The organism is Nocardioides alkalitolerans DSM 16699 (assembly GCF_000426525.1).
GTDB classification, from domain to species: Bacteria; Actinomycetota; Actinomycetes; order Propionibacteriales; family Nocardioidaceae; genus Nocardioides; species Nocardioides alkalitolerans.
Window position 1 is genome coordinate 332,838 of the sequence record NZ_AUFN01000010.1, and the last position, 22,847, is coordinate 355,684.

Below are 22,847 nucleotides of genomic sequence, written 5' to 3' on the forward strand. Positions count from 1 at the left end.
GTCAGACCGTCACGAGCGGTGCGAGTTTCGCCAACGTGGCGTCACCGATGCCCGAGACCTCGACCAGCTCGTCGACCGAGCTGAACCCGCCGTTCTCCGTGCGCCACGCGATGATCGCCTCGGCCGTCACGGGCCCGACCCCCGGCAGCGTGTCGAGGGCCGCGAGGTCGGCCGTGTTGAGGTTGACCAGCCCGCCGGGAGCACCACCGCCCTCGACGCCCGAGCCTCCCGTGCCTCCCCCACCGCTCCCGGCCGGCGGCGCGGGCGCCCCCTCGGCGGGGTCGACGCCCACGAGCACCTGCTCGCCGTCGACGAGCGGCCGCGCGAGGTTGACGGTGGTGAGGTCGACGCCCGACCGGGGTCCGCCGGCCGCCTCGATCGCCTCCGCCACCCGGGCGCCGACGGGCAGCACGACGATGCCGGGCCGGGTCACGAGGCCGGCGACGTGCACGACCACCTGGCCGGTGTCCGCCTCCTCGCCCTCCCCCGCCCCGTCCACCGGTGGCGCCGCGGCCGGTCCGTCGGACGTCGCCGCACCGGAGGCCTCCGATGGCGTCGACGGGTTCGCCATGGGCGTGCCCGCGACGGCCGTGCTCGTGGTGACCGGCTGCTCCTGCGGCCGTGACGACAGCACCCACCAGCAGGTCACCGCCAGGGCCACCGCCACCAGCAGGGCGAGCGCGGCGAGCTGGGGCGGGCCGATCGCCACCCGACCGCGCAGCGAGGGAGGCACCAGCCCCGCGGCGGCGGACGTCCTACGCGCGGCAGCGCCACCCTGGAGGGCCTCGCCCCGTGCGCCGGCGGCGTGGCGCCCCGGACGTGGGAGGGGCGGTGGGAGGTCGTCGTCGGGATCGTCGTCAGGGTCGTCGTCGGAACCCCCGAGGTCCTCGAGCAGCCCCGGCGCCCCGCCCATCCGCTCCCAGCGGTCAGCGCGGATGCGGGTGCCGTCGTCGACGGAGCGCAACGGCTGCAGGCGGGCCTGCAGGAGCTCGGGGTCCGCGGCGGGTCGACGTACTCGCATGCGGTCGAAACTAGGAGCGCGACGGCCCCCGCGGGCTCGCCCGACGTCGCGCTGTGGACAGCGCCGACGAACGGTCGGCTGTGGTCAGAAACCGGTGCGGGGGGCGATGCACACGGCGACGGTGCCGGGCCCGACGTGGGCGCCCAGCACCGCGGCGAGCTCGCCGCACCGCACCTCGCGGCCCTCGAGGCCGGCCGCCAGCTCGTCGGTCAGGTGCTCGGTGAGCCGACCGGCGGCGTCGGGGTTCTCGAGGTGGGCCACCCCGACGTCGACCGGTCCGTCGCCCGCGGCCTCGATCGCCAGCGCGGCGAGGCGGGCGAGCGCCTTCGAGGCGGTGCGCACCTTCTCGAGGCCGGCGACACGGCCGTGGTCGATCGTGAGGATCGGCTTCACCGCCAGCACCCCGCCGAGGACGGCGGCGGCCGTGCCGACCCGTCCGCCGCGGCGCAGGTACTCCAGGCTGTCGACGTAGAACAGCGACGTCGCCGCGTCGGCGCGCAGCCGCGCGGCACCGGCGGCGTCGTCCAGGGTCGCCCCCGCGCGCAGCCGCTCGACGGCGGTCGCGACGGCGTACCCCGTCGCCGGGCCCACCTGGCGGGTGTCGACGGTCGCCACGGGCACGTCGACGTCGCGGGCGGCCAGCAGGGCCGACTCGAAGGTGCCGCTGACCTCGCCGGAGAGGTGCACCGACAGGATCTGCTCCGCGCCCTCGGCGACGAGCCGCTCGTAGACGGCGGCCAGCACCGCCGGGCCCGGGCGCGACGTGCTCACCGAGGAGCGGGACCGCAGGGCCTCCGCGATGCGCGCGGGCGAGGCCTCGTCGGCCCCCTCGTCGTACACCTGGTCGTCGATGACGACCTGCAGCGGCACGACCACCACGCCCAGCTCGTCCGCCTGGGCGGCGGTGAGCTGGGCGGTGGAGTCGGTGACGACGGCCGTGCGCCGCCGCGTGCCGTCGCTGCTGGCCACCCGGAGCCTCAGCCGACCACGACGTTGACGAGCTTCGGCGCGCGCACGATCACCTTGCGCACCGTGCGGTCGCCGATCGCGGCGACGACGGCGGGGTCGGCCATCGCGGCCGCCTCGAGGTCGGCGTCGGTGACGTCGGGCGCCACCTCGAGGCGCGCCTTGACCTTGCCCTGGATCTGCACGACCGCGGTGACGGACTCCTCGACGAGCAGCGCGGGGTCGACGGTCGGCCACCCGGCCCGACCGACGGTGGCCTCGTGGCCCAGGCGCTCCCACATCTCCTCCGCCGTGTAGGGCGCGACCAGCGACAGCAGCACCGCGACGGCCTCGACGGCCTCCCGCACGGCCGGGTCGGCCGGGCCGCAGCCCGAGTCGATCGCCTTGCGGGTGGCGTTCACGAGCTCCATGGTGCGCGCGATCATCACGTTGAAGCGGTAGCCCTCGACGAGGGTGGCGGCCTCGGCGAGGGTCTTGTGCGTCGTACGACGCAGCGCGACGTCGCCCGTGGTGACGTCCGCCCCCGGAGCCGACGCGACGTCGCCCGAGAGGCGCCAGGCGCGGGTGAGGAAGCGCAACGAGCCCGACGGCGAGACGTCCGCCCAGTCGATGTTGTCCTCCGGCGGGCCGGCGAAGACCAGCGTCAGGCGGACGGCGTCGACCCCGAACTCGTCGAGCTGCTCACCCAGGTTCACGCCGTTGCCCAGCGACTTGCTCATCTTCTTGCCCTGGTTGATCACCACGCCCTGGTTGAGCTGGGCGGAGAAGGGCTCGGTGAAGTCGAGCAGGTCCATGTCGTGCAGGACCTTCGTGAAGAAGCGGCTGTAGAGCAGGTGCAGCACCGCGTGCTCGACACCGCCGACGTACATGTCGACCGGGCCCCAGCGCTTGAGGTCGGCCGGGTCGAACGCCATCTCGGTGTTGCCGGGCGAGCAGTAGCGCAGGAAGTACCAGGCCGAGTCGACGAACGTGTCCATCGTGTCGGTGTCGCGCTCGCCCGGGCCGCCGCAGCGGGGGCACGGCACCTCGACCCAGTCGCGGGCGGCCGCCAGCGGCGACGAGCCCTTGGGCTTGAGGTCGGCGCCCTTGAGGTCGGGCAGCACGACGGGCAGCTCGGACTCCGGCACCGGCACCTCCCCGCACGCGGCGCAGTGCACGATCGGGATCGGCGCGCCCCAGAAGCGCTGGCGGCTCAGCAGCCAGTCGCGCAGGCGGAAGTTGACCGCCCGCGTGCCGCGCCCGTCGGCCTCCAGACGGTCGACGACCGCCTGGATGCCCGCGGCCTTGTCGCTCAGCCCGTCGAGCGGGCCCGAGCTCACGTACGTGCCGGCACCGGTCGTCGCGACGAACGACTCGGCGGGGTCGTCCTCGCCGGTGTCGACGACGCGTCGGACGGGCAGGCCCATCGCCTTCGCGAAGTCGAGGTCGCGCTGGTCGTGGGCGGGCACGGCCATGACCGCGCCGGTCCCGTAGTCGGCCAGGACGTAGTCCGACGCCCACACCGGCAGCTGCTCGCCGTTGACCGGGTTCGTGGCCGTGATGCCCAGCGGCACGCCCGTCTTCGGGCGGTCGGTGGCCAGGCGGTCGATGTCGGAGGCCTTGCGCACCTCCTCGACGTACGACGCCAGCGCGTCGGCCTGCTCGGGCGCGCAGATCTCGGCGGCCAGCTTCGCGTCGGCGGCGACCACCATGAACGTCGCGCCGTAGAGGGTGTCAGGGCGCGTCGTGTAGACCGTGACGGGCCGGGTCGAGCCGTCGGCCAGGTGCAGGTCGAACTCGACGTGGGCGCCCTCGGAGCGACCGATCCAGTTGCGCTGCAGGGTGAGCACGCGCTCGGGCCACCGGCCCTCGAGCTGGGCCATGTCGTCGAGCAGGCGCTGGGCGTAGTCGGTGACCTTGAAGTACCACTGCGTCAGCTCGCGCTTGGTGACGATCGCGCCGCAGCGCTCGCAGGCACCGTCGACGACCTGCTCGTTGGCCAGCACGGTCTGGTCGTTCGGGCACCAGTTGACGGGGCTCGCCTTGCGGTACGCCAGGCCGCGCTCGTGCAGCTTGAGGAACAGCCACTGGGTCCAGCGGTAGTACTCCGGGTCGGAGGTGTGCAGGCGCCGCGACCAGTCGAAGCTGAGGCCGTAGCGGCGGAACGAGCCGGCCTGGGTCTCGATGTTGGCGTAGGTGTAGGTCGAGGGGTGCTCGTCGCGCTTGATGGCGGCGTTCTCGGCGGGCAGGCCGAAGGAGTCCCAGCCGATGGGGTTGAGCACCTCGTAGCCGCGCTGCCACCAGTAGCGCGCCAGCACGTCGTGCAGGGCGGTGACCTCGGCGTGGCCCATGTGCAGGTCGCCCGAGGGGTAGGGGAACATCGTGAGCGCGTACTTCTTCTCGCGCTCGCCGGAGTCGACGACCGCGTCGTCGGCCCGGAACGGGTCGAGCCGCTCCCAGACCGGCAGCCACTTCTCCTGCAGCGCCTTCGGGTCGTAGCCGCCGGGCTCGCCCGGCTCACCCGTCCGGTCGACCTGGTCGGTGCGGGGAGTCTGGTCGTCCACCGTCTCGCTCACTGTTCCTTGCCTGCTCTCGTCGTCGTACCTGCTCCCGGCATGAAAAAACCCCTCGCTCAGGAGGGGTTGCCGCGCTGGTCGGGCGTGATCAGCGCGGCCGGCCGAGAAGGAGGAAGTGCGTCGCCACGGGGGCGATGCTACCGCTCACGGCTCGATGAGGCCCACCCGGATCGCGAAGCGGGTCAGCTCGGTGCGGTCGCGCATGCCCAGCTTCGCCAGGATGTTCTCGCGGTGGCGCTCGACGGTGCGCACGCTGATCTCCAGCGTCTCGGCGATCGTGCGCGACGAGTTGCCCTCGGCGATGAGCTTGACGACCTGGTTCTCGCGCGGCGTGAGCACGGCGTTCGGGAGCTTCTCGCCACGGCGCAGGCGCTCGAGGTAGTCGCGCACGAGCGCGCTCTCGGCGCCGGGGTAGAGGAACGACTTGCCGGCGAGCGCCGCGTGGCAGGCGTCGACCAGGTCGCGGTCGGCGACGGACTTCAGCACGTAGCCCGAGGCGCCCACGCGCAGCGACTCGAAGAAGTACTGCTCGTTGTCGTGCATCGACAGCAGCAGGATCGGCGGGGGCTTCGGCAGGCGCGAGATGGTCTGCGCGGCCTGCAGGCCCGTCATGCCGGGCATCGCGACGTCGAGGATCACGAGGTCGGCCTCGTTGGCGGCCAGCCAGTCGAGCGCCTCGAAGCCGTCGCCGGCCTCGCCCACGACGGTGAGGTCGGGCTGGGTCTCGAGGATCATCCGGACCCCGCGGCGCACGAGCGCGTGGTCGTCGGCCAGCAGGATGCGGGCGGGGGCACCCCCAGGGCGCTCCGGTGCGTCGGTCTCGGGCGAGTTCACTCGGTTTCCTCCTGGTGGAAGGCCGACCCGTCGGGTCGGTGGATGGGTACGACGAGGTGGACGCGCGTCCCGGTCACGCGCCCGCCCTCGTCCGGGGAGGACGCGGCCGCCGAGTCGGCCCGCCTCTCGATCAGGCAGCTGCCCTCGACGAGGGCGGCCCGCTCCCGCATGCCGCGCAGGCCGGTGCCGTCGGCGTCCGGCGGGATGCCCACGCCGTCGTCGACGACGGTGAGCTCGACGGCGGAGCCGTCGCCGTACACCTCGACGCTGAGCCCGACCTCGACGGTCCGGGCGTCGGCGTGGCGGGCCACGTTGGTGAGGGCCTCCTGGGCGACGCGGAACACGACGAGCTCGATCGCCTCGTCGAGGTGCGGGAGACCGGCGACGATGTCGCGCTCGACGTGCACGTCACCGCGGCCGAAGAGGTCGTTGGTGAGGGCGGCGATCGCGCTGCGGAGCCCGAGGTCCTCCAGCACGTGGGGACGCAGCCGGCGCGCGGTGCGGCGCACCTCGTCGAGGCTGACGCGGGTGGCCTCGCGGATGCGGGCGATCTCGTCGCGCAGGTCGTCGCCCTCGGGGCCCGCCTCGGTGCCGACGACGTCGGCCAGGCGGCTGAGGTCGAGCAGGATCGCCGTGAGGGTCTGGCCGACCCCGTCGTGGAGGCCCTGGGCGATGCGCGCGCTCTCGGCCTCCTGCGCGGTGAGCGCGACGGCCTTGCGCTCGCGCACCCCCGCCTCGATGCGGTCGATGAGGTCGTTCACCGAGAGGGCGAGCCGCTCGGGGAGGCCGCTCGGGGGCACGGGGACCCGCTCGAAGGGCTCCGTGCTGCGCGCCCGGTCGATGTCCTGCACCAGGCGGTCGAGCGGGCGCAGGGCGCCGCCGACCAGCAGCGTGTTCAGGAGGAGGACGAGCGCCAGTCCGATCGCGAGGACGGCGATCTCGGAGAGGAAGATGTCCTGCGAGATGCTCGCGGGCGAGACGACCAGCGCGAGCGTGCCCGTCGAGAAGACGACCGCGTTGATCAGCACGACGCGAGCCGTCAGGGATACCTCGGGACGCGACGCCATTGACGTCAGGCTACCGGCCCGCCCCCTCCCCGGGGGTGAGGGGGCGGGCCGGTCAGCCGCGATCGGCTCAGACCACGCGCTGCTTCGGGGTCGACTCGGCCACCAGCGCGGGGTCGGTCGTCGCCACCCCGGCGAGCGCCTTCTCGATGGCCGCGAGGGCGTCCTCGGGGATGACCACGCCGGCCGCCTTGACGTTCTCGCCGACCTGCTCGGGGCGCGACGCACCCACGAGGGCGGCGGAGACGTTCTTGTTCTGCAGCACCCAGGCGATCGCCAGCGCCGGCATCGAGAGGCCGAGGTCGGAGGCGATCGGCTTGAGGTCCTGCACGGCGGCGAGCACGTCGTCGCCCAGGAAGCGCTTGATCGTGTTCGCGCCGCCCGCCTGGTCGGTGGCGCGCGAGCCGGCCGGCAGCTCGGCGCCGGGCAGGTACTTGCCCGAGAGCACGCCCTGGGCCATCGGCGACCAGACGATCTGCCCGAGGCCGAGCTCCTCGCTCGTGGGCACGACCTCCTCCTCGATGACGCGCCACAGCATCGAGTACTGGGGCTGGCTCGACACGAGCGAGATGCCGAGGTCCTGCGCGAGGCCGTGCGCGGCCCGGATCTGGTCGGCGGTCCACTCGCTCACGCCGATGTAGTGCGCCTTGCCGGCCCGGACGACGTCGGCGAACGCCTGCATCGTCTCCTCGAGCGGCGTGAACAGGTCGTAGCGGTGCGCCTGGTAGAGGTCGACGTAGTCGGTCTGGAGCCGGCGCAGCGAGCCGTCGATGGACTCGAGGATGTGCTTGCGCGAGAGTCCGGTGTCGTTCTTGCCCTTGGGGTCGGGGCCGGTCGGCCAGTAGACCTTCGTGAAGATCTCGAGCGACTCGCGACGCTGGCCCTTGAGCGCTTCGCCGAGCACGGTCTCGGCCTTCCCGTTGGCGTAGACGTCAGCGGTGTCGAAGCTGGTGATGCCGGCGTCGAGCGCCGCGTGCACGCACGCCGTCGCGACGTCGTTCTCCACCTGGGAGCCGTGTGTGAGCCAGTTGCCGTACGTGATCTCGGAGATCTGGAGGCCTGAGTTGCCGAGGTAGCGGAATTCCATGGCCTCCAGTCTGCCGCGGGGGCGGTGACGGCCCGGGGAGTCGCTCAGGCGTCGTACGCCGTCGCGGTGCGGGCGACGATCGGGTCGAGGTCGAGCCCGGGCGGCAGCGTGCCGAACGCGCCGCCCCAGTCACGGTCGAGGCGGGAGGCGCAGAAGGCGTCGGCGACGGCCGCGGGCGCGTGCCGCACGAGCTGGGAGCCGGCGAAGACGAGCGCCATCTGCTCGACGAGCCGGCGGGCGCGCAGCTCGATGTCGTCGAAGCTCGTCAGCTCCTTCTTCAGGCGCTCCACGGCGGCGTCGTAACGCCGGTCGGCCCCCTGCGCCCGCTCGGCCTCGGCCAGGAAGGCGTCGAGGGTGTGCGGCTCGCGGGCCAGCGCCCGCAGCGCGTCGAGCGCGGCGACGTTGCCGGAGCCCTCCCAGATCGAGAGCAGCGGCAGCTCGCGGTAGAGGCGCGGCATGTCGGAGTCCTCGATGTAGCCGTTGCCGCCCAGGCACTCGAGCGCCTCGCCGACGGCCACCGGCGCACGCTTGCACACGTAGTACTTCGTGACGGCGAGGGCGATGCGCCGCAGCGCCGACTCCTCCTCGTCGCCCCGCACCGCGCGGTCCCCCGCCCCGGCGAGGCGCAGCATCGCGGCCGTGGCCGCCTCCGACTCGACCGCGAGGTCGGCCAGCACGTTCGTCATCGCCGGCTGGTCGACGAGCGCGCGCCCGAACGCGCGGCGGTGGCGCGCGTGGTGGGCGGCCTGCACCAGCCCGGTGCGCATGCCGCCGGCGGAGGCGATGACGCAGTCGAGCCGGGTCATGTTCACCATCTCGACGATGGTGCGCACGCCGCGTCCCTCCTCCCCCACGAGCCAGCCCACGGCGCCGTCGTACTCGATCTCGGACGAGGCGTTGGAGCGGTTGCCCAGCTTGTCCTTGAGCCGCATCAGCGCCATCGCGTTGCGCTCGCCGCCGGGCAGCACGCGCGGCACGAGGAAGCAGGAGAGGCCACCGGGCGCCTGGGCGAGCGTGAGGAACAGGTCGGACATCGGCGCCGAGGTGAACCACTTGTGGCCGGTGAGCAGGTGGGTGCCGTCGGACTGCGGCGTGGCCGTGGTCGTGTTGGCCCGCACGTCGGAGCCGCCCTGCTTCTCCGTCATCGACATGCCCGCGACCAGCCCGGCCTTGGTGGCGGGGTCGCGCAGGCCGGGGTCGTACGTCGTGTTGGTCAGCAGCGGCTCGAAGCGCGCCGACAGCGTGGGGTTCGCCCGCAGCGCCGGCACCACGGCGTAGGTCATCGAGATCGGGCAGCCGTGGCCGGCGTCGACGTTCCAGACCATGAACTTCGCGGCGCGGGCCACGTGGGCGCCCGGCCGGTCGTCGGCCCAGGGGGCGCCGTGCAGCCCGTGGCCGACGGCGGTCTCCATCAGCCGGTGGTAGGCCGGGTCGTAGTCGACCTCGTCGACGCGGTGGCCGTAGCGGTCGTGGGTGCGCAGCCGCGGCGGGTTGCGCTCCGCCTGCCGACCGAGCTCCTGGGCCTCGGCCGTGCCGGCGAGCCGGCCGAGGGCGCTCACCTCGTCGAGCGCCCAGCCCGCGCCCTCCCGCTCGAGGCCCTCCCGCAGCGCCGGGTCGGCCGAGGTGTCATGGCCGACGAGCGGCGGGACCTGGTTGAGCACCTCGTGCGTGGCCGGCATGGGATCTCCTCGTACGTCGGTGGTCGGCGCCGCAGCGGGCGCCCGGCCTGCACGACATTACAGATCAGACGACACTCGTGTCGAGAGACGTAGCGTGGCACGATGCCGTCCGTGCCGAGCGACCCGTCCCCGCTGCCCGCCCGGTCGGTCGCGCTCAGCCTGCTCCTCGGCTCGCACCCGGACCGGATGTCGCCCGCCCGCCTCACGCGGGCCGGTGAGCGCTTCGGCGTCCCGGCCGCCACGATGCGCGTCGCCCTCACCCGCGCCGTCGCGGCCGGCGACCTGCGCCGGGTCGACGGCGACTACGTGCTCGGCGAGCGCCTGGTGGCGCGCCAGCGGCGCCAGGACGAGGCCGTCGAGGACGCCGGCCTGCCCTGGGACGGCACCTGGGAGCAGGCGGTCGTCGTGGTCACGGGCCGCTCCGGCAGCGAGCGCGCGAGCCTGCGCGACGACCTCGCGCGGGCCCGCCTGGCCGAGCTGCGCGAGGGCGTGTGGACCCGGCCGGCCAACCTGCGCCGGCCCCCGCCGTACGCGAGCGAGCCCGTGCTTCGCTGCTTCCGCGCGACGCCGTACGACGACGGGCCCACGGCCGCGCGCGACCTCGCGGGCCAGCTCTGGGACCTGCCCGCCTGGGCCCGCGAGGGGCGCGCGCTGCTGGCGGGTCTCACCACGACCTCGGACCCCGCCCCGCGCCTCGCCGTCGCCGCCGCGCTGGTGCGCCACCTGGCCACCGATCCCCTGCTGCCCGCCGCGCTCCTGCCCGCGGACTGGCCGGGCGACGAGCTGCGGGCGGCGTACGGGACCTACCAGGCCAGCCTGCGCGACCTCTGAGGTCGGCCGGGCTCGGAGGGGCTCAGCCGGGCTCAGCCGGCGGTGCGCTGGCGCGGGGTGCGACCGGTCCAGCGGCGGTGGGCGTGGATGAAGCTCGAGGCCTCGGCGTAGCCCAGCCGCAGCGCGACGTCGTCGACCGTCAGCTGCGAGTCGAGCAGCTCGCCGGCGAGGGTCGCGCGCACCTCGTCGAGCAGCTCGGAGTACGACGTGCCCGCCGCCGCGAGCCGGCGGCGCAGCGTGCGCTCGCTCAGGCCGAGCCCGGCGGCGACCGCCGCGGCCGGCGCGCCCCGGTGCAGCTCCTGGGCGATCAGCACCCGCACCTGCTGGGCGGTGCCGCTGCGCTCGCGGCGCCGGGTGACGAGGTCGGCGCAGAGGCTCTCGCAGATCACGACGCTCTGGGGGTTGCCCTGCGGGAGCGGTCGCTCGAGCTCCGCCACGGGGAACGTCAGCACGGCGCTCGCGCGGCCGTCGGCCCCCGCGCCCGCCTCGACCCGCACCGGGAGCCCGGGCAGGAGCTCGGCGAGCACCGCGGCGATGGCGGCGGTGTCGCGGGCGACGAGGAAGTCGCGCACGTCGGCCGGCAGGGTGCCGCCCTCGACGACCACCCGCACGTCGTCGCCGGCGAGCTCGGCGTGCGGCAGGGCGAACGTGAAGCTGAGGTCGAGGTAGCGGGTCGCGAGGTTGACCGCGTCGAGCAGCGTGCGGCTCGCGAGCATCGCGAAGCCGAAGATGCCGAACGAGCTGAGGTGGTAGGACGCGCCGACCCGCTCGCCGAGCTCCCGGGGCGACAGCTCCCCCCGGTGCCGCAGCAGCGCGCGGACGACGCTCAGCTCCTGGTCGGCGGTGACCTCGCGGTCGGCGACGGCGACGTCCGCGACGCGCAGCCCGCTGCCCGCGAGGAGGTCACCGGGGGCGAGGCCCTGGCCCTCGGCGTAGCGGAGGAGGACGGCCACCCCGGAGACCCAGCGCGGGAAGCGCCAGTCCCGGGCGACCGGATCGAGCAGTGCGACGGACATGGCCGGAATTATGGATCACCTGGCCGCGAATGTCTCGTGGGTCACACGGCGCGTTCCTAGGCTGCCGGCGTGAGCACCTCCTCCCTGCCCCCGTCGACCCCGTCGACCCCGTCGTCGCCCCCGCCGGCGACCGGGTCCGGCGGCCTGCGCGTGGTCGTGATCGGCGCGGGCTTCGCGGGCCTGGCCTGCGCGGTGGCCCTGCGCGACGCCGGTGTCGACGACGTGGTGCTGCTGGAGCGGGCCGACGACGTCGGGGGCGTGTGGCGCGACAACACCTACCCCGGGGCGGCGTGCGACGTGCCGTCGTCGCTCTACTCGTTCTCGTTCGACTCGAACCCGGGCTGGACGCGGATCTACTCCGAGCAGCCCGACATCCTCGCGTACCTGCGCGACGTGACCGCGAAGCGCGACCTGCGGCGGCTGGTGCGCACCGGCGCCCGCGTCACGGCGGCGCGGTACGACGACCGCGCGGGCACCTGGACCGTCGAGCTCGCCTCGGGCGAGACCCTCGGGGCCGACCTCGTCGTCTCCGCCGTCGGCCAGCTCTCGGAGCCGGCCGTGCCCGCGCTCGCCGGGGCCGAGGAGTTCGCCGGACCCGCCTTCCACTCCGCCCGCTGGCGCCACGACGTCGACCTCACCGGCCGCGACGTGGTGGTCGTCGGCACGGGCGCCAGCGCCATCCAGTTCGTGCCCGTCGTCGCCGCGCAGGCCGGCACCGTCACCGTGCTGCAGCGCTCCGCGCCGTACGTCGTGCCGAAGCCCGACGGCCGCTACCCGCGCCCGCTGCGTGCGCTGCTGCGCCGCTCGCGGCGCCTGCGCCACGTCGAGCGCCGCGCGGTCTGGCACCTCACCGAGCGCTACAACGCCGCGCTCTCCGGGACGCGCCCGCGCTCCCTCATCCCCCTGGTGGTGCGGTGGGTCTGGGCGTGGCAGCTGCGGCGCCAGGTCTCCGACCCCACCCTGCGCGAGAAGCTCGTGCCCACCGACCCGCTCGGCTGCAAGCGGCTGCTGTTCAGCAACGACTGGTACCGCACGCTCGACCAGCCCCACGTCGACGTCGTGACCACCGGCGTCGACCACGTGGAGGCCGACGCCGTCGTGCTGGCCGACGGGCGGCGGCTGCCCGCCGACGTCCTCATCTGGGGCACCGGGTTCGCCGCGACCGACTTCCTCGCCGGCCTCGAGGTGACGGGCCGCGACGGCGTCCGGCTGCACGACGTCTGGGCCGACGGCGCCGCCGCCCACCTCGGCCTCACGGTGCCGGGGTTCCCGGGCCTCGCACTGATGTACGGCCCCAACACCAACCTGGGCGGCTCCAGCATCCTCGGCATGCTCGAGCCGCAGGCGGCGTACGTCGCCCAGCTCGCCCTGAGCCTGCAGCACCTCCGTGCGAGCGGCCGGGCGGCCTCCCTCGACGTACGACGCGAGGTCGCCGCCGTCTACGACTCCGAGATGCAGGCGCGGCTCGCGACGAGCGTGTGGGCCGGCTGCGAGAGCTGGTACCGCACCGCGAGCGGCCGCGTCACCACGAACTGGCCGGGCCAGGTGGCGGAGTACCAGCGCCGCACGGCCCGGTTCGAGACCGACGACTACGAGGAGGTGGCGGCATGTCCGCAGGTGCCGGCGCAGGTCCGGACGTGAACGGCTTCGACTACGACGTGCTCGTCGTGGGGTCGGGCTTCGGCGGCAGCGTGAGCGCCCTGCGGCTGACGGAGAAGGGCTACCGCGTCGGCGTGCTCGAGGCCGGGCGCCGCTTCGCCGACGACGAGTTCGCGACCTCGTCGTGGCGGGCGCGCGACTACCTCTTCGCCCCGCGGCTCGGCCTCCAGGGCATCCAGCGGGTCGACCTGCTGAAGGACGTGCTGGTGCTCTCGGGCGCCGGTGTGGGCGGCGGCTCCCTCGTCTACGCGAACACGCTCTACGAGCCGCCGGCCGCGTTCTACGCCGACCCCTCCTGGGCGCACGTCACCGACTGGCGCGACGAGCTGCGCGACGCCTACGACCAGGCCAAGCGGATGCTCGGCGTCACGACGTACCCCCGCACCACGCCCTCGGACCGCGTGATGGCCGAGGTGGCGGCCGAGCTCGGCGTGGCCGAGAGCTTCGTGCCCACCCCGGTGGGCGTGCTGCGCGGGGAGGACCACGGCGTCGGGCCCGGCGAGCGCGTCGCCGACCCCTACTTCGGCGGCGCGGGGCCCGAGCGGCGGGCGTGCACCGACTGCGGCTCCTGCATGACGGGCTGCCGCGTGGGCGCCAAGAACACGCTGGTGAAGAACTACCTCCACCTCGCCGAGAGCGCCGGCGCGGTGGTGCACGAGCTGACGACCGTCACCGACGTGCGCCCGCTGCGCGACGGCGGCTACGCCGTGGAGACGCGCCGCTCGAACGGCGTCGGCCGCGCCCGGACCACCCTCACCGCCGAGCAGGTCGTGTTCTCCGCCGCGGCCCTCGGCACGCAGCGGCTGCTGCACCGGCTGCGCGCGTCGGGCAGCCTGCCGGGCATCTCGCCGCACCTCGGCGAGCTCTCGCGCACCAACTCCGAGGCGATCCTCGGGGTGCGGGCCCGCTCCCGTGGCCGGTCGGGCCGCGTGGACTTCAGCGAGGGCGTCGCCATCACCTCGTCGATCCACCTCGACGACTCCACCCACGTCGAGCCGGTGCGCTACGGCGCCGGCAGCAACGCGATGGCGCTGCTGATGGCCACGCTGGCCGACCCCGAGACGGGTCGTCGACGGTGGGCGCTCGGGCTGCGCGCGATGTGGCGGGGCCGGCGCGACCTCGCCGGCTTCCACCTGCCGCGCGGCTGGTCGCAGCGCACGCTCGTGCTGCTCGTCATGCAGAGCCTCGACAACTCGCTCACCACGCGGCTGCGCAAGCGGCGGTTCGGGCTCGGCACGAAGCTGACGACCACCCAGGGCGCGGGTGAGCCCAGCCCCGTCTGGATCCCCGCCGGCCACGACCTCGCGCGCCGCATCGCCACCCACGTCGACGGTGTGCCCGCCGGCGCCTGGAACGACCTCGTCAACGTGCCCACCACCGGCCACTTCATCGGCGGGTGCCGGATGGGTGCGTCGGCCGACGAGGGGGTCATCGACCCCTACCACCGGCTGCACGGCCACCCGGGCCTGCACGTCATCGACGGCTCGGCCGTCTGCGCCAACCTCGGCGTCAACCCGTCGCTGTCGATCACCGCGCTCGCCGAGCGGGCGACGTCGCTGTGGCCGAACCGGGGCGAGGTCGACCGCCGGCCCCCGCTGGGGGCGCCGTACGAGCGCATCGACCCCGTCGTGCCGCGGCACCCCGTCGTACCGGCCGAGGCGCCCGCCGCGCTGCGGCTCGGTCCGACGCGGCTACGGCCGTCCGCGCCGAGCCCGACGGAGCGGACCGCGTGAGCGCGACGTACCCGCCCCAGCCCTGGGACCTCGTCGGTCGGGGCTGGATCACCACGTGGGCGCTCGACCGCGCGGCGCTGCCCGAGCTGCCGGCCGGGGTGCGGCCCGTCGGGCGGCGCGGCCGGGCGGTCGCGGCGACGATGTTCGTGGACTACGGCGCGAGCGGGCTGCTCGCGTACGGCGAGCTGCTGGCCGGTGTGCTCGTACGGCGCGGAGCCCGCGTCGGCCTGGCGATCACCGACATCTGGGTCGACTCCCCCGCCTCGCGGGAGGGCGGCCGCGCGCTGTGGGGCGTGCCGAAGGAGCTCGCGGACTTCGGCGACCTCTCCACCGAGCCGGTCGACGGCGAGCTCGTGGCGTCGACGGCGGGCGCGGACCTCGCCCGGGCGTCGTTCACGCCGGCCCGCCTGCCGGGGGTGCCGCTGCCCCTGCCGGTGACGGCGTTCATCGCCCAGACCGTGCCGGTCGGGCCGTCCGACGCGCCCGGGGCCGAGACCGTGTGGACGCCCGTGCGGGCCGGCGCGCGGTCGGTGCGCCTGGCCCGGGGCCGGTGGTCGTCACCGGCCACCAGCCCGCTCGGGTGGATGACCGGCGCCCGGCCCCTCGCCAGCGTGGTCGCCGACGGGTTCGAGATGCGCTTCGGGGCCTGACGCGCCGAGCTGTCGCGTCTGCACGCCCCTGAGGTGCCGAGCTGTCGCGTCTGCAGCGCCCTGAGGTGCCGAGCTGTCGGGTCTGCACGCCCGCAGGAGTCAGGCGCGCCAGGCCGGGTCGCGGCCGATGAAGGCGGCGAGCCGATCGGACGCCGGCGCGTCGTCGGCGACGGCCTGCCGCGGTCCGTACTGGCCGCTGGCTCGGAGCATCTCGTCCAGCGGCTCCATGCCGGCCAGCATCGCGGCGCACCGGTCCTCGTCGAGGCCGGGTTCCCGACCCGAGGCCCGCGCGAGGTCCCACGAGTGCAGGAAGACGTCGGCGGTGTAGAACTGCGCGACCGCCGCGGCCAGTGGCAGCTCGCCGAGGTGCGGGTTCGTCAGGGTGAGCTCGGCCGTCGCGGGGTCGTCGAGCAGGGCCTGCACCGCGTCGTACTGGTGCCGCCACGCGCCGACGGGGTCGTCGGCGGCCGGGGGGCCGGGTGGCAGCGCGACGGTCGAGCCCGCCGCCAGGAACCCGGGGAACCACGTCGTGAGGTGGTCGACCACGTCGCGGGCGCGCCACGCGGGCACGGGGCTCGGAGCGTCCCAGTCGACGACCCCGGCCACCAGGTCGCCGAAGTGGGCGCCCACGGCGCGGTGGTCGTCGGCGGGGGTCGGGTCGGTCACCGGACCGGTCCGGACGTGCCGCCGGCGTCGCCGTCGTCGCCCGCGAGGAGCCGGTCGAGCGCGCGGTAGCCGGCCACGACCCCGCTCTCCATGCCGCTCGCGACCATGCCGTCGCGGGCCTGGAGGGAGTCGAAGACCGACGTCGCGTGCAGGCGGGTGCGGCCGCCGTCGAGGGGCGCGAGCGTCAGGATGTCGAGGCTGACGCTGTCGGGGTGGCCCGCGAACGAGAAGGTCTGCACGATCCGCTCGTGGCCGCGGACCTCGTGGAACGAGCCGTAGAACGCGTACTCCTCGTCGCCCCGCCGCGAGACGTAGCGCCAGGAGCCACCGGTGCGTGCGTCCCAGTGCACGACCTCGCTCACGATGTCGTCGGGACCGACCCACCGCACGAAGAGCTCCGGGTCGAGGTGGGCCGCGGCGACCCGGTCCGGCGTCGCGTCGAACTCGCGGACGATCTCGATCGTCGGCTGGCCGAGCGGCGCCGTGAGGGTGGTGCCGGGACCGTCGGGGGTGGTGGTCGGCTGGCTCATCGCAGCACCTTCTCGGTGGGTCGAGCGGTCACGCGCACGGGATCGGGCACGCAGGGCCATTCAACTCCTCCTCACGGCGAGCCGGCAGGTCTGCCACGCCCCACCGTGCCGAGCCGGCACATCTGCAACGCCCCACCGTGCCGAGCCGGCACGCGTGCGACGTCCGTCATCCGGCCACGATTTTCGGACTTTCTCTACTGGCTTACTGTGGTTAGATCCGATCGATCCACCCCTCCCGGAGGTCACCATGTCCGTCACCGACGAGCTGCTCGCCAACAACGAGCAGTACGCAGCCCAGTTCTCGGGCCCGCTCCCCCTCCCGCCGGCCAAGCACGTGGCCGTCGTGGCCTGCATGGACGCGCGGCTCAACGTGTACGGCGCACTCGGGCTCGAGGAGGGCGAGGCGCACGTCATCCGCAACGCCGGCGGGGTGGTCACCGAGGACGAGATCCGCTCGCTCGCCATCAGCCAGCGCCTGCTCGGCACGAGGGAGATCATCCTCATCCACCACACGGACTGCGGCATGCTCACCTTCACCGACGACGACTTCAAGACGTCGATCGTCGAGGACACGGGCATCCGCCCGGCGTGGGCCCCCGAGGCCTTCAGCAACCTGGAGGACGACGTCCGTCAGTCGATCGCCCGCATCAAGGCGAGCCCGTTCGTGCCCCACCAGGACCAGATCCGCGGGTTCGTCTTCGACGTCGCGACGGGGAAGCTGAACGAGGTCGACTGACCCCTTGCAGAACTGCCGGCTCGGCGCCCCCTGAGCGTGCAGACCCGACAACTCGGCGCCCCCTGAGCGTGCAGACCCGACAGCTCGGCGCCTCCTGAGCGTGCAGACCGGACAACTCGGCGCCTCCTGAGCGTGCACACCCGACAGCTCGGCCGACGACCTAGGCTGGTGGGCATGAGTCGACGGGTACGGCGCGTGCGCGCGCAGGTGGTGCGCCCCGCTCCCGTCGAGGCTCCCACCACCGCCCCCGTCGGCGCCGTCGGCGACACTGCCGTCCAGGCACCGGCGGCGGCCTCCCGCCGTACCCGCGAGGAGCACCTCGTCGTCGAGGAGCCCCTGGAGATCCGGGTGGGTGGGGCGTCGTACGCCGTCACCATGCGCACCCCCGGCGACGACTTCGACCTGGTCGCCGGCTTCCTCGTGGGCGACGGCGTCGTGCGGACGCCGACCGACCTGACCGGCCTGCGCTACTGCGCCGGGGTCGGGCCCGACGGGCTGCAGACCTACAACGTGGTCGACGCCGCGGTCGGCCCCACGGGCCTCACCGTCGCCGCGGCCCGGGACCGCAACGTCAGCGGCACCAGCGCCTGCGGCGTGTGCGGCCTGGCCTCGGTCGACGCGGTCGAGACCACGTCGTCGTACCCCGTCGCCGACGACCTCTCGACCGTCACCACCGGCCTGCTCGCCTCGCTGCCCGACCGTCTCGCCGAGCACCAGGAGCTGTTCGGGCGCACCGGCGGCGTGCACGCGGCCGGCCTGTTCGCCGGCGACGAGCTGCTGGTGGCCCGGGAGGACGTGGGGCGCCACAACGCCGTCGACAAGGTGCTCGGGTGGGCGCTGCGGGAGGGTCGGCTGCCGCTGCGCGGCACGGTGCTGCAGGTCTCGAGCCGGGCGTCGTTCGAGCTCGTGCAGAAGGCCGCGATGGCGGGCGTGCCCGTGCTCGCTGCGGTCAGCGCCCCGTCGTCGCTGGCCGTCGAGCTGGCCGAGCGGGTCGGGCTGACGCTGGTGGCGTTCTCGCGCGGCGACCGCTTCACGGTGTACGCCGGCGCGCACCGCGTCGTGGACTGAGCCGGGCGCCACCCGCCGTACGGCGGGGACCGGTCTCAGACCGACCGGTCGACCCGCTCCTGGTGGGCGCGGGTCGCGGCGAGCGAGTCGACGGGCGGGACCGTGCCCCGGAGCATGCCGTGCGCCCAGGCCCGGTGGATCGCCACGGCGGCGAGGACCGCGCCCAGCACCCCGAGCCCGAGGTCGCCCAAGGTGTCGACGTACGCATTGCGGCGCTCGGGCGAGAACTGCAGGAAGGCGAAGAACTCGGCGAGCTCCCAGAGGATGGCGGCGAGGGCGCCGAACCCCACCGAGCGCTCCATCACGACCCACCACGGGGCCGTGCGCGGGAGCGTGAGCAGCACGACCGCGGCGCCGAGCAGCCCGACGTTCATGAAGTGCATCCAGTCGTCGAACCACACGATCGTGTCGTAGAGGTTCATCCGGTTGCCGAGGATGTCGGTGAAGCAGGTGAAGGTGATGAGCAGGTCGGCCACCCACGGGAACGGGGTGCGGTCGCGCCAGAAGAGGTACCAGAGCGCCGGCACCGAGAAGGAGAGCAGCGGGTAGGCGACGGCGCGCGCACCGGCCGCCTTGTCCTTCAGGTTGGCCAGCTCGGGGTCGACGAGCACGACCACCAGGAGACCGACGAGGCCCACCTTCGCCGCCACGTCGGCCATCTTCACGGCCTGCGGAACGGGAGCAGGGGTCACGCCGACATCGCTGAGCACCGGGGCACGCTACCGCGTGGAGGGGGTGCCCCCCTGCATCGTCGACGCCCGACGAGGGCGGGCCAGCGCCACCACGACCGCCCCCGCGAATGCGAACCCGGCCACCACGAGGACCGCCGTGTTCCAGCCCGCGACGAGGTCGGCGGGAGTCGACCCGTGGGCGGCGACGACGACGGCGACCACGGTCACACCGACGGCCGAGCCCAGGTAGCGGGCCGTGTTGTTCGCGCCGCTACCCATCGAGCCCCGCCCGTCGGGCACGCTCGCGACGGCCTCGCGACCGAGCGCGGCGTTGAGGACGCCGCTGGCCACCCCGGCCACGAGCAGCCCGGGCACGAGGCGACCGGACCCCGACGAGGTCGAGAGCCAGCCGAGCATGAGCAGGCCCACACCCACGACGGCGAGGCCGGCGGCCAGCTGGTGGCGGCCCGACCACGAGGCCGGGAGCCGGCGGGCCAGGAGGGAGAAGACGATGCTCGTGCCCGACCAGCAGAGCAGCAGCAGCGCGGCCGCCAGCGGGGTGACGCCCAGGGCCTGCTCGCTGAAGATGCCGAGGAACGCCATGAGCGCGATCGGCCCGGCCCCGTTCGCGAGCCCCCCGACGGTGGCGGCGAGGAACGGAGGGTGCCGCAGCAGCGCGAGGTCGAGCATGGGTGCGCGGCTCGTGCGCTCGACGACCACGAAGCCGACGAGGAGCAGGATCGCGAGCGCCGCCAGGGCGAGCACCGTCGGCGCCGTCGGGTCGCGCCGGCCCTCGACGAGCGCGGCCAGCAGCGCGGAGACCCCGCCGGCGAGGAGCGTGCCGCCCGCGAGGTCGAGCCCGCGGGGCGCGTGGGTCCGCGACTCGGCGACCAGCCGGGTCGCGAGCACGCCCACCACCACGGCGGCGACCGCGAGCACGACGTACACGGCCCACCAGCGCAGCCACCGGTCTCCGGCCGCGGCGAGCAGCGGGCCGGCCGCGATGCCACCGCCGAGCGCCGCGCCCCACACGCCGCTGGCGGCTGCCCGACGGGGGCCGGCGGGCACGACGTGGGCGATCATCCCGAGGCTCGCGGCCACGGTGGCGGCGCCGCCGACGCCCTGCGCGACGCGGGCGAGCACGAAGACGAGGGTGGTCGGGGCGACGACGCAGACGATCGCGGTGAGGGCCTGCACGAGCAGGCCGAGCACGAACGTACGGCGCCGGCCGAGGTCGTCGGCGACCGCGCCGGCGGGCAGCAGCGCGGCGGTCAGGCCGATGCTCATCGAGCTGAGGATCCAGGTGCGCCCCTCCACGCCGGCGCCCACGGCGTCGCCGGTCGCCCCCAGCGTCGCGAGCGGGGCCGTGAAGGCCACGAGCGTGATGAGGGTGCCGGCGGCGGCGAGGGCGACGACGCGCCTCTCGGCGGTCGGATCGGTCGCGGGAGCGGTGGTCACGAGCGGGACACTAGCAGCGCCGACCGCTGCGAGAACGTTGCGAGAGCGCCGCTGACCTCGTTCGTATCGATTCGATACCTGCTACGGTCCCCGCATGCGCCATGACGAGCTCGCCGACGTGAACTGCTCGGTCGCCCGCACCTGGGCGGTCGTCGGCGACCGCTGGACGATGCTCGTGCTGCGCGAGGTCTTCCGGGGCCAGCGCCGCTTCGAGCCCATTGCGGAACGCCTCGGCATCGGCCGTAACGTGCTCGCCGCCCGACTGCGCTCGCTGACCGACGAGGGCGTGCTCGAGCGGGTCGCGTACGACGACGTGCCCGTGCGCCACGAGTACCGCCTGACCCCGAAGGGCGAGGACCTCTACCCCCTGCTCGTCGCCCTCATCCAGTGGGGCGACGCCCACCAGGTCGACACCCCGCCCGTCACCCTCGCCCACCGCGGCTGCGGGGGCACGCCCGAGGTGCGGCTGCGCTGCGCCGAGTGCGACGACGAGCTGACCCGCCGCGACGTCGAGGCGACCTTCGCGTCCGACGCCTGGTGACCCCACCCGGCACGCACCCCCGCCCGCACCCCGAGGAGACCCCGTGAGCGACACCGCCACTCCCCTGCCCACGCCCGCGCCCACCCGGCCCGACGCGCTCTGGCTCGACGACCTGGAGACCGGCGCGACGTACACCACCGGCACCTACGAGCTGACGACCGAGAACATCGTGGCGTTCGCGAGCGAGTTCGACCCGCAGCCGTTCCACCTCGACGCCGAGGCCGCACGCGGCACGTTCTTCGACGGCCTCGTGGCGAGCGGCTGGCACACGGCGGCCGTGACCATGCGCCTCATCGCCACCAGCGACGCGGCCTTCGCGACCGGGATCGTCGGCGCCGGCGGCGAGCTCGCGTGGCCGAGCGCCGCCGTACCGGGCGACGTGCTGCACGTCGAGCTGACGATCGGTGAGATCCGGCGCTCCTCCTCGCGCCCGAACCGCGCGACGGTCGAGGTCCGCCACCAGACGGTCAACCAGCACGGCGAGGTGCGGCAGCGGACCTCCGCGCGGCTGCTCGCCTGGGACCGTCCGACCGCCTGAGCGACCCACCGGGCGACCCACCGCCCCTCACGGCTCCAGCGTGTAGCCCAGCCCGCTCGTGGTGACGAGGTGCCGCGGGCGGGCCGGGTCGGCCTCGAGCTTGCTGCGCAGCTGGGCGGCGTACACCCGCAGGTAGTGGGTCTCGTGCTCGTAGCCAGGCCCCCACACCTCCCGCAGCACCTGCTCGCGCGTCACGAGCCGGCCGACGTGGCGGGCGAGCAGCTCGAGGAACCCCCACTCGGTGGGCGTGAGGCGTACGTCGGCCCCGGCCCGCGCGACCTTCTTGCGCGCGAGGTCGATGCGCAGGTCGCCCACCTCGACCACCGGGTCGCTGGGGGCGGAGGCCGCGGCCCCGCGTCGTACGGCGGCGCGCAGGCGCGCGAGCAGCTCGTTCATCGCGAACGGCTTGGTCACGTAGTCGTCGGCGCCCAGGTCGAGGGCCGCGACCTTGTCGTCGCCGTCCTGCCGGGCGGAGAGCACGACGACGGGCACCGAGGTCCAGCCGCGGAGGCCGGCGAGCACCTCGGTGCCGTCCATGTCGGGCAGTCCCAGGTCGAGGAGCACGACGTCGGGGTGGGTCGCGGCGGCGGCCTCGAGGGCGCCGCGTCCGTCGGAGGCGGTGACGACCTCCCAGCCGTGGGCGCGCAGGTTGACCGCCAGGGCGCGGGCCAGCGCCGGCTCGTCGTCGACGACCAGCACCTTCGACCCCATGACGCCTCCTCGCGCTCCGGGCGGCAACCTACTCCTCAGAGCGCCGTGTAGCCGCCGTCGACCTGGTGGGTCGAGCCCGTGATGAACGCCGCCTTGTCGCTCAGCAGGAACGTCACGAGGTGGGCGACCTCCTCCGAGGTGCCGATGCGCCCGATCGGGTGCTTGGACGTGATCTCGTCGACCTGGGCCTGCGGCAGGCGGGCCATCAGCGGCGTCCAGATGTTGCCGGGCGCGACCGCGTTCACGCGCACGCCGCGGGTGCCGTACTCGACCGCCGCGTTCTTCGTGACGCCCACGACCGCGTGCTTCGAGGCGACATACGCCGAGTTGCCCGGCGTGCCGACGAAGGCGTGCATCGACGCCATGTTGACGATGGCGCCGCCGCCGGCGGCCTCGATGGCGGGCAGCTGGTAGCGCAGGCCGTAGACGACGCCGTTGAGGTTGATGTCGATGACGCGGCGCCAGTCGTCGAGGTCGAGCTCGCCGGTCGGCAGCTGCTCGCGGGCGGCGACGCCGGCGTTGTTGACGGCGAGGTGGAGGCCGCCGAAGGTCTCGACCGCGAACGCGACGGCCGCCTCCGACTGGGCGGGGTCGGCGGTGTCCTGCTCGAACGCCACGGCGGAGAGCCCCTGCTCGGTCAGCTCGGTCGCCGCCTTCTCGATCGACTCGCGCACGACGTCGGTGAGCACGACGTTCGCGCCCTCCTCGGCCAGCTCGCGCGCGATCGCGAGCCCGAGGCCCGACCCCGCTCCCGTGACGATGGCGGTCTTTCCGGCGAACTGCGCTTCCGCGGACATGGGGCACAACCTCTCAGCAGACGGTGGGCCGCGCCG

Annotated in this window: 22 protein-coding genes; 8 read left to right on the forward strand and 14 right to left on the reverse strand. The window is 74.4% G+C overall.

Annotation, left to right across the window (positions count from 1 at the left end):
* Position 1: 1 nt before the first annotated feature.
* The 7 genes from K329_RS0102285 to K329_RS0102315 all read right to left on the reverse strand — a co-directional run bounded on the left by K329_RS0102285 (position 2) and on the right by K329_RS0102315 (position 9,206).
* Positions 2–1,021: a ComEA family DNA-binding protein gene (locus K329_RS0102285; RefSeq protein WP_052336265.1), complete on the reverse strand. Its 1,020-nt coding sequence runs from the start codon at positions 1,019–1,021 to the stop codon at positions 2–4.
* An 84-nt stretch (positions 1,022–1,105) separates the two neighbouring features.
* Positions 1,106–1,990: a DegV family protein gene (locus K329_RS0102290; RefSeq protein WP_028471793.1), complete on the reverse strand. Its 885-nt coding sequence runs from the start codon at positions 1,988–1,990 to the stop codon at positions 1,106–1,108.
* 8 nt (positions 1,991–1,998) lie between these two features.
* The gene (gene leuS / locus K329_RS0102295; protein ID WP_211225744.1) at positions 1,999–4,530 is read right to left on the reverse strand and encodes a leucine--tRNA ligase; all 2,532 of its coding nucleotides are present in this window, start codon (positions 4,528–4,530) and stop codon (positions 1,999–2,001) included.
* 156 nt (positions 4,531–4,686) lie between these two features.
* Positions 4,687–5,376 (reverse strand): response regulator, encoded by a 690-nt coding sequence (locus K329_RS0102300; RefSeq protein WP_052336266.1) that lies wholly within the window; start codon positions 5,374–5,376, stop codon positions 4,687–4,689.
* Positions 5,373–6,443, reverse strand: a complete 1,071-nt coding sequence (locus tag K329_RS31865; protein ID WP_052336267.1) for a sensor histidine kinase — start codon at positions 6,441–6,443, stop codon at positions 5,373–5,375. Before K329_RS31865 ends, K329_RS0102300 begins: the two co-directional genes overlap by 4 nt.
* 67 nt (positions 6,444–6,510) lie before the next feature.
* Positions 6,511–7,527: an aldo/keto reductase family protein gene (locus K329_RS0102310; protein ID WP_028471796.1), complete on the reverse strand. Its 1,017-nt coding sequence runs from the start codon at positions 7,525–7,527 to the stop codon at positions 6,511–6,513.
* A gap of 44 nt (positions 7,528–7,571) precedes the next feature.
* Positions 7,572–9,206 carry an acyl-CoA dehydrogenase family protein gene (locus K329_RS0102315; protein ID WP_028471797.1) on the reverse strand — a complete coding sequence of 545 codons (1,635 nt, stop codon included), beginning with the start codon at positions 9,204–9,206 and terminating at the stop codon, positions 7,572–7,574.
* Positions 9,207–9,308: 102 nt separating this feature from the next.
* Between K329_RS0102315 and K329_RS0102320 the strand changes: the two genes are divergently transcribed.
* Positions 9,309–10,037 (forward strand): PaaX family transcriptional regulator C-terminal domain-containing protein, encoded by a 729-nt coding sequence (locus tag K329_RS0102320; RefSeq protein ID WP_028471798.1) that lies wholly within the window; start codon positions 9,309–9,311, stop codon positions 10,035–10,037.
* 32 nt (positions 10,038–10,069) lie between these two features.
* Here the strand turns inward: K329_RS0102320 and K329_RS0102325 are convergent, their stop codons facing one another.
* Positions 10,070–11,053 (reverse strand): AraC family transcriptional regulator, encoded by a 984-nt coding sequence (locus K329_RS0102325; RefSeq protein ID WP_028471799.1) that lies wholly within the window; start codon positions 11,051–11,053, stop codon positions 10,070–10,072.
* A gap of 69 nt (positions 11,054–11,122) precedes the next feature.
* Here K329_RS0102325 and K329_RS24060 point away from each other — a divergent pair, with 69 nt between their 5' ends.
* The 3 genes from K329_RS24060 to K329_RS0102340 are packed head-to-tail and all read left to right on the forward strand — an operon-like array spanning position 11,123 to position 15,095.
* A complete protein-coding gene (locus K329_RS24060) occupies positions 11,123–12,694 on the forward strand; it encodes a flavin-containing monooxygenase (RefSeq protein WP_245596414.1) in 1,572 nt (523 codons plus the stop codon).
* Positions 12,661–14,445, forward strand: coding sequence for an FAD-dependent oxidoreductase (locus K329_RS24065; protein ID WP_052336268.1), 1,785 nt, complete (start codon positions 12,661–12,663; stop codon positions 14,443–14,445). The genes K329_RS24060 and K329_RS24065 overlap by 34 nt, the downstream gene beginning before the upstream one ends.
* On the forward strand, positions 14,442–15,095 hold the full coding sequence (locus K329_RS0102340; protein ID WP_028471800.1) for an acetoacetate decarboxylase family protein: 654 nt from the start codon (positions 14,442–14,444) through the stop codon (positions 15,093–15,095). Before K329_RS24065 ends, K329_RS0102340 begins: the two co-directional genes overlap by 4 nt.
* Before the next feature lie 99 nt (positions 15,096–15,194).
* Here the strand turns inward: K329_RS0102340 and K329_RS0102345 are convergent, their stop codons facing one another.
* The gene (locus K329_RS0102345) at positions 15,195–15,761 is read right to left on the reverse strand and encodes a TIGR03086 family metal-binding protein (protein WP_028471801.1); all 567 of its coding nucleotides are present in this window, start codon (positions 15,759–15,761) and stop codon (positions 15,195–15,197) included.
* Complete coding sequence (locus K329_RS24070; RefSeq protein WP_084540928.1) at positions 15,758–16,291, reverse strand: SRPBCC family protein; 534 nt, start codon at positions 16,289–16,291, stop codon at positions 15,758–15,760. The genes K329_RS0102345 and K329_RS24070 overlap by 4 nt, the downstream gene beginning before the upstream one ends.
* Positions 16,292–16,538: 247 nt before the next feature.
* Between K329_RS24070 and K329_RS0102355 the strand changes: the two genes are divergently transcribed.
* Both K329_RS0102355 and fdhD read left to right on the forward strand, forming a co-directional pair.
* On the forward strand, positions 16,539–17,027 hold the full coding sequence (locus K329_RS0102355; RefSeq protein ID WP_028471802.1) for a beta-class carbonic anhydrase: 489 nt from the start codon (positions 16,539–16,541) through the stop codon (positions 17,025–17,027).
* Positions 17,028–17,201: 174 nt separating this feature from the next.
* Complete coding sequence (gene fdhD / locus K329_RS24075; protein ID WP_084541034.1) at positions 17,202–18,095, forward strand: formate dehydrogenase accessory sulfurtransferase FdhD; 894 nt, start codon at positions 17,202–17,204, stop codon at positions 18,093–18,095.
* 35 nt (positions 18,096–18,130) lie between these two features.
* Here the strand turns inward: fdhD and K329_RS24080 are convergent, their stop codons facing one another.
* Both K329_RS24080 and K329_RS24085 read right to left on the reverse strand, forming a co-directional pair.
* Positions 18,131–18,805: a DUF2238 domain-containing protein gene (locus K329_RS24080; RefSeq protein ID WP_157571526.1), complete on the reverse strand. Its 675-nt coding sequence runs from the start codon at positions 18,803–18,805 to the stop codon at positions 18,131–18,133.
* A 9-nt stretch (positions 18,806–18,814) separates the two neighbouring features.
* Entirely contained in the window at positions 18,815–20,224 is a 1,410-nt protein-coding gene (locus K329_RS24085) for an MFS transporter (RefSeq protein ID WP_052336270.1), read from the reverse strand.
* Positions 20,225–20,318: 94 nt separating this feature from the next.
* On the opposite strand from K329_RS24085, the gene K329_RS0102375 reads away from it, so the two are divergent.
* Positions 20,319–20,765, forward strand: coding sequence for a winged helix-turn-helix transcriptional regulator (locus K329_RS0102375; RefSeq protein ID WP_028471803.1), 447 nt, complete (start codon positions 20,319–20,321; stop codon positions 20,763–20,765).
* 43 nt (positions 20,766–20,808) lie between these two features.
* Complete coding sequence (locus K329_RS0102380; RefSeq protein WP_211225711.1) at positions 20,809–21,303, forward strand: MaoC/PaaZ C-terminal domain-containing protein; 495 nt, start codon at positions 20,809–20,811, stop codon at positions 21,301–21,303.
* A gap of 27 nt (positions 21,304–21,330) precedes the next feature.
* On the opposite strand, the gene K329_RS0102385 is transcribed toward K329_RS0102380, so the two are convergent.
* A complete protein-coding gene (locus tag K329_RS0102385; RefSeq protein ID WP_028471805.1) occupies positions 21,331–22,014 on the reverse strand; it encodes a response regulator in 684 nt (227 codons plus the stop codon).
* 35 nt (positions 22,015–22,049) lie between these two features.
* Positions 22,050–22,811 carry an SDR family NAD(P)-dependent oxidoreductase gene (locus K329_RS0102390; RefSeq protein WP_028471806.1) on the reverse strand — a complete coding sequence of 254 codons (762 nt, stop codon included), beginning with the start codon at positions 22,809–22,811 and terminating at the stop codon, positions 22,050–22,052.
* Positions 22,812–22,847 lie beyond the last annotated feature (36 nt).

Excerpts from the sequence above, each read along its gene's own strand:
- K329_RS0102285 (WP_052336265.1), bottom strand. The coding sequence starts at position 1,021 with ATGCGAGTACGTCGACCCGCCGCGGACCCCGAGCTCCTGCAGGCCCGC.
- K329_RS31865 (WP_052336267.1), bottom strand. The coding sequence starts at position 6,443 with ATGGCGTCGCGTCCCGAGGTATCCCTGACGGCTCGCGTCGTGCTGATC.
- K329_RS0102310 (WP_028471796.1), bottom strand. The coding sequence starts at position 7,527 with ATGGAATTCCGCTACCTCGGCAACTCAGGCCTCCAGATCTCCGAGATC.
- K329_RS0102315 (WP_028471797.1), bottom strand. The coding sequence starts at position 9,206 with ATGCCGGCCACGCACGAGGTGCTCAACCAGGTCCCGCCGCTCGTCGGC.
- K329_RS0102320 (WP_028471798.1), top strand. The coding sequence starts at position 9,309 with ATGCCGTCCGTGCCGAGCGACCCGTCCCCGCTGCCCGCCCGGTCGGTC.
- K329_RS0102325 (WP_028471799.1), bottom strand. The coding sequence starts at position 11,053 with ATGTCCGTCGCACTGCTCGATCCGGTCGCCCGGGACTGGCGCTTCCCG.
- K329_RS24065 (WP_052336268.1), top strand. The coding sequence starts at position 12,661 with ATGTCCGCAGGTGCCGGCGCAGGTCCGGACGTGAACGGCTTCGACTAC.
- K329_RS24070 (WP_084540928.1), bottom strand. The coding sequence starts at position 16,291 with ATGAGCCAGCCGACCACCACCCCCGACGGTCCCGGCACCACCCTCACG.
- K329_RS0102355 (WP_028471802.1), top strand. The coding sequence starts at position 16,539 with ATGTCCGTCACCGACGAGCTGCTCGCCAACAACGAGCAGTACGCAGCC.
- fdhD (WP_084541034.1), top strand. The coding sequence starts at position 17,202 with ATGAGTCGACGGGTACGGCGCGTGCGCGCGCAGGTGGTGCGCCCCGCT.
- K329_RS0102375 (WP_028471803.1), top strand. The coding sequence starts at position 20,319 with ATGCGCCATGACGAGCTCGCCGACGTGAACTGCTCGGTCGCCCGCACC.
- K329_RS0102385 (WP_028471805.1), bottom strand. The coding sequence starts at position 22,014 with ATGGGGTCGAAGGTGCTGGTCGTCGACGACGAGCCGGCGCTGGCCCGC.
- K329_RS0102390 (WP_028471806.1), bottom strand. The coding sequence starts at position 22,811 with ATGTCCGCGGAAGCGCAGTTCGCCGGAAAGACCGCCATCGTCACGGGA.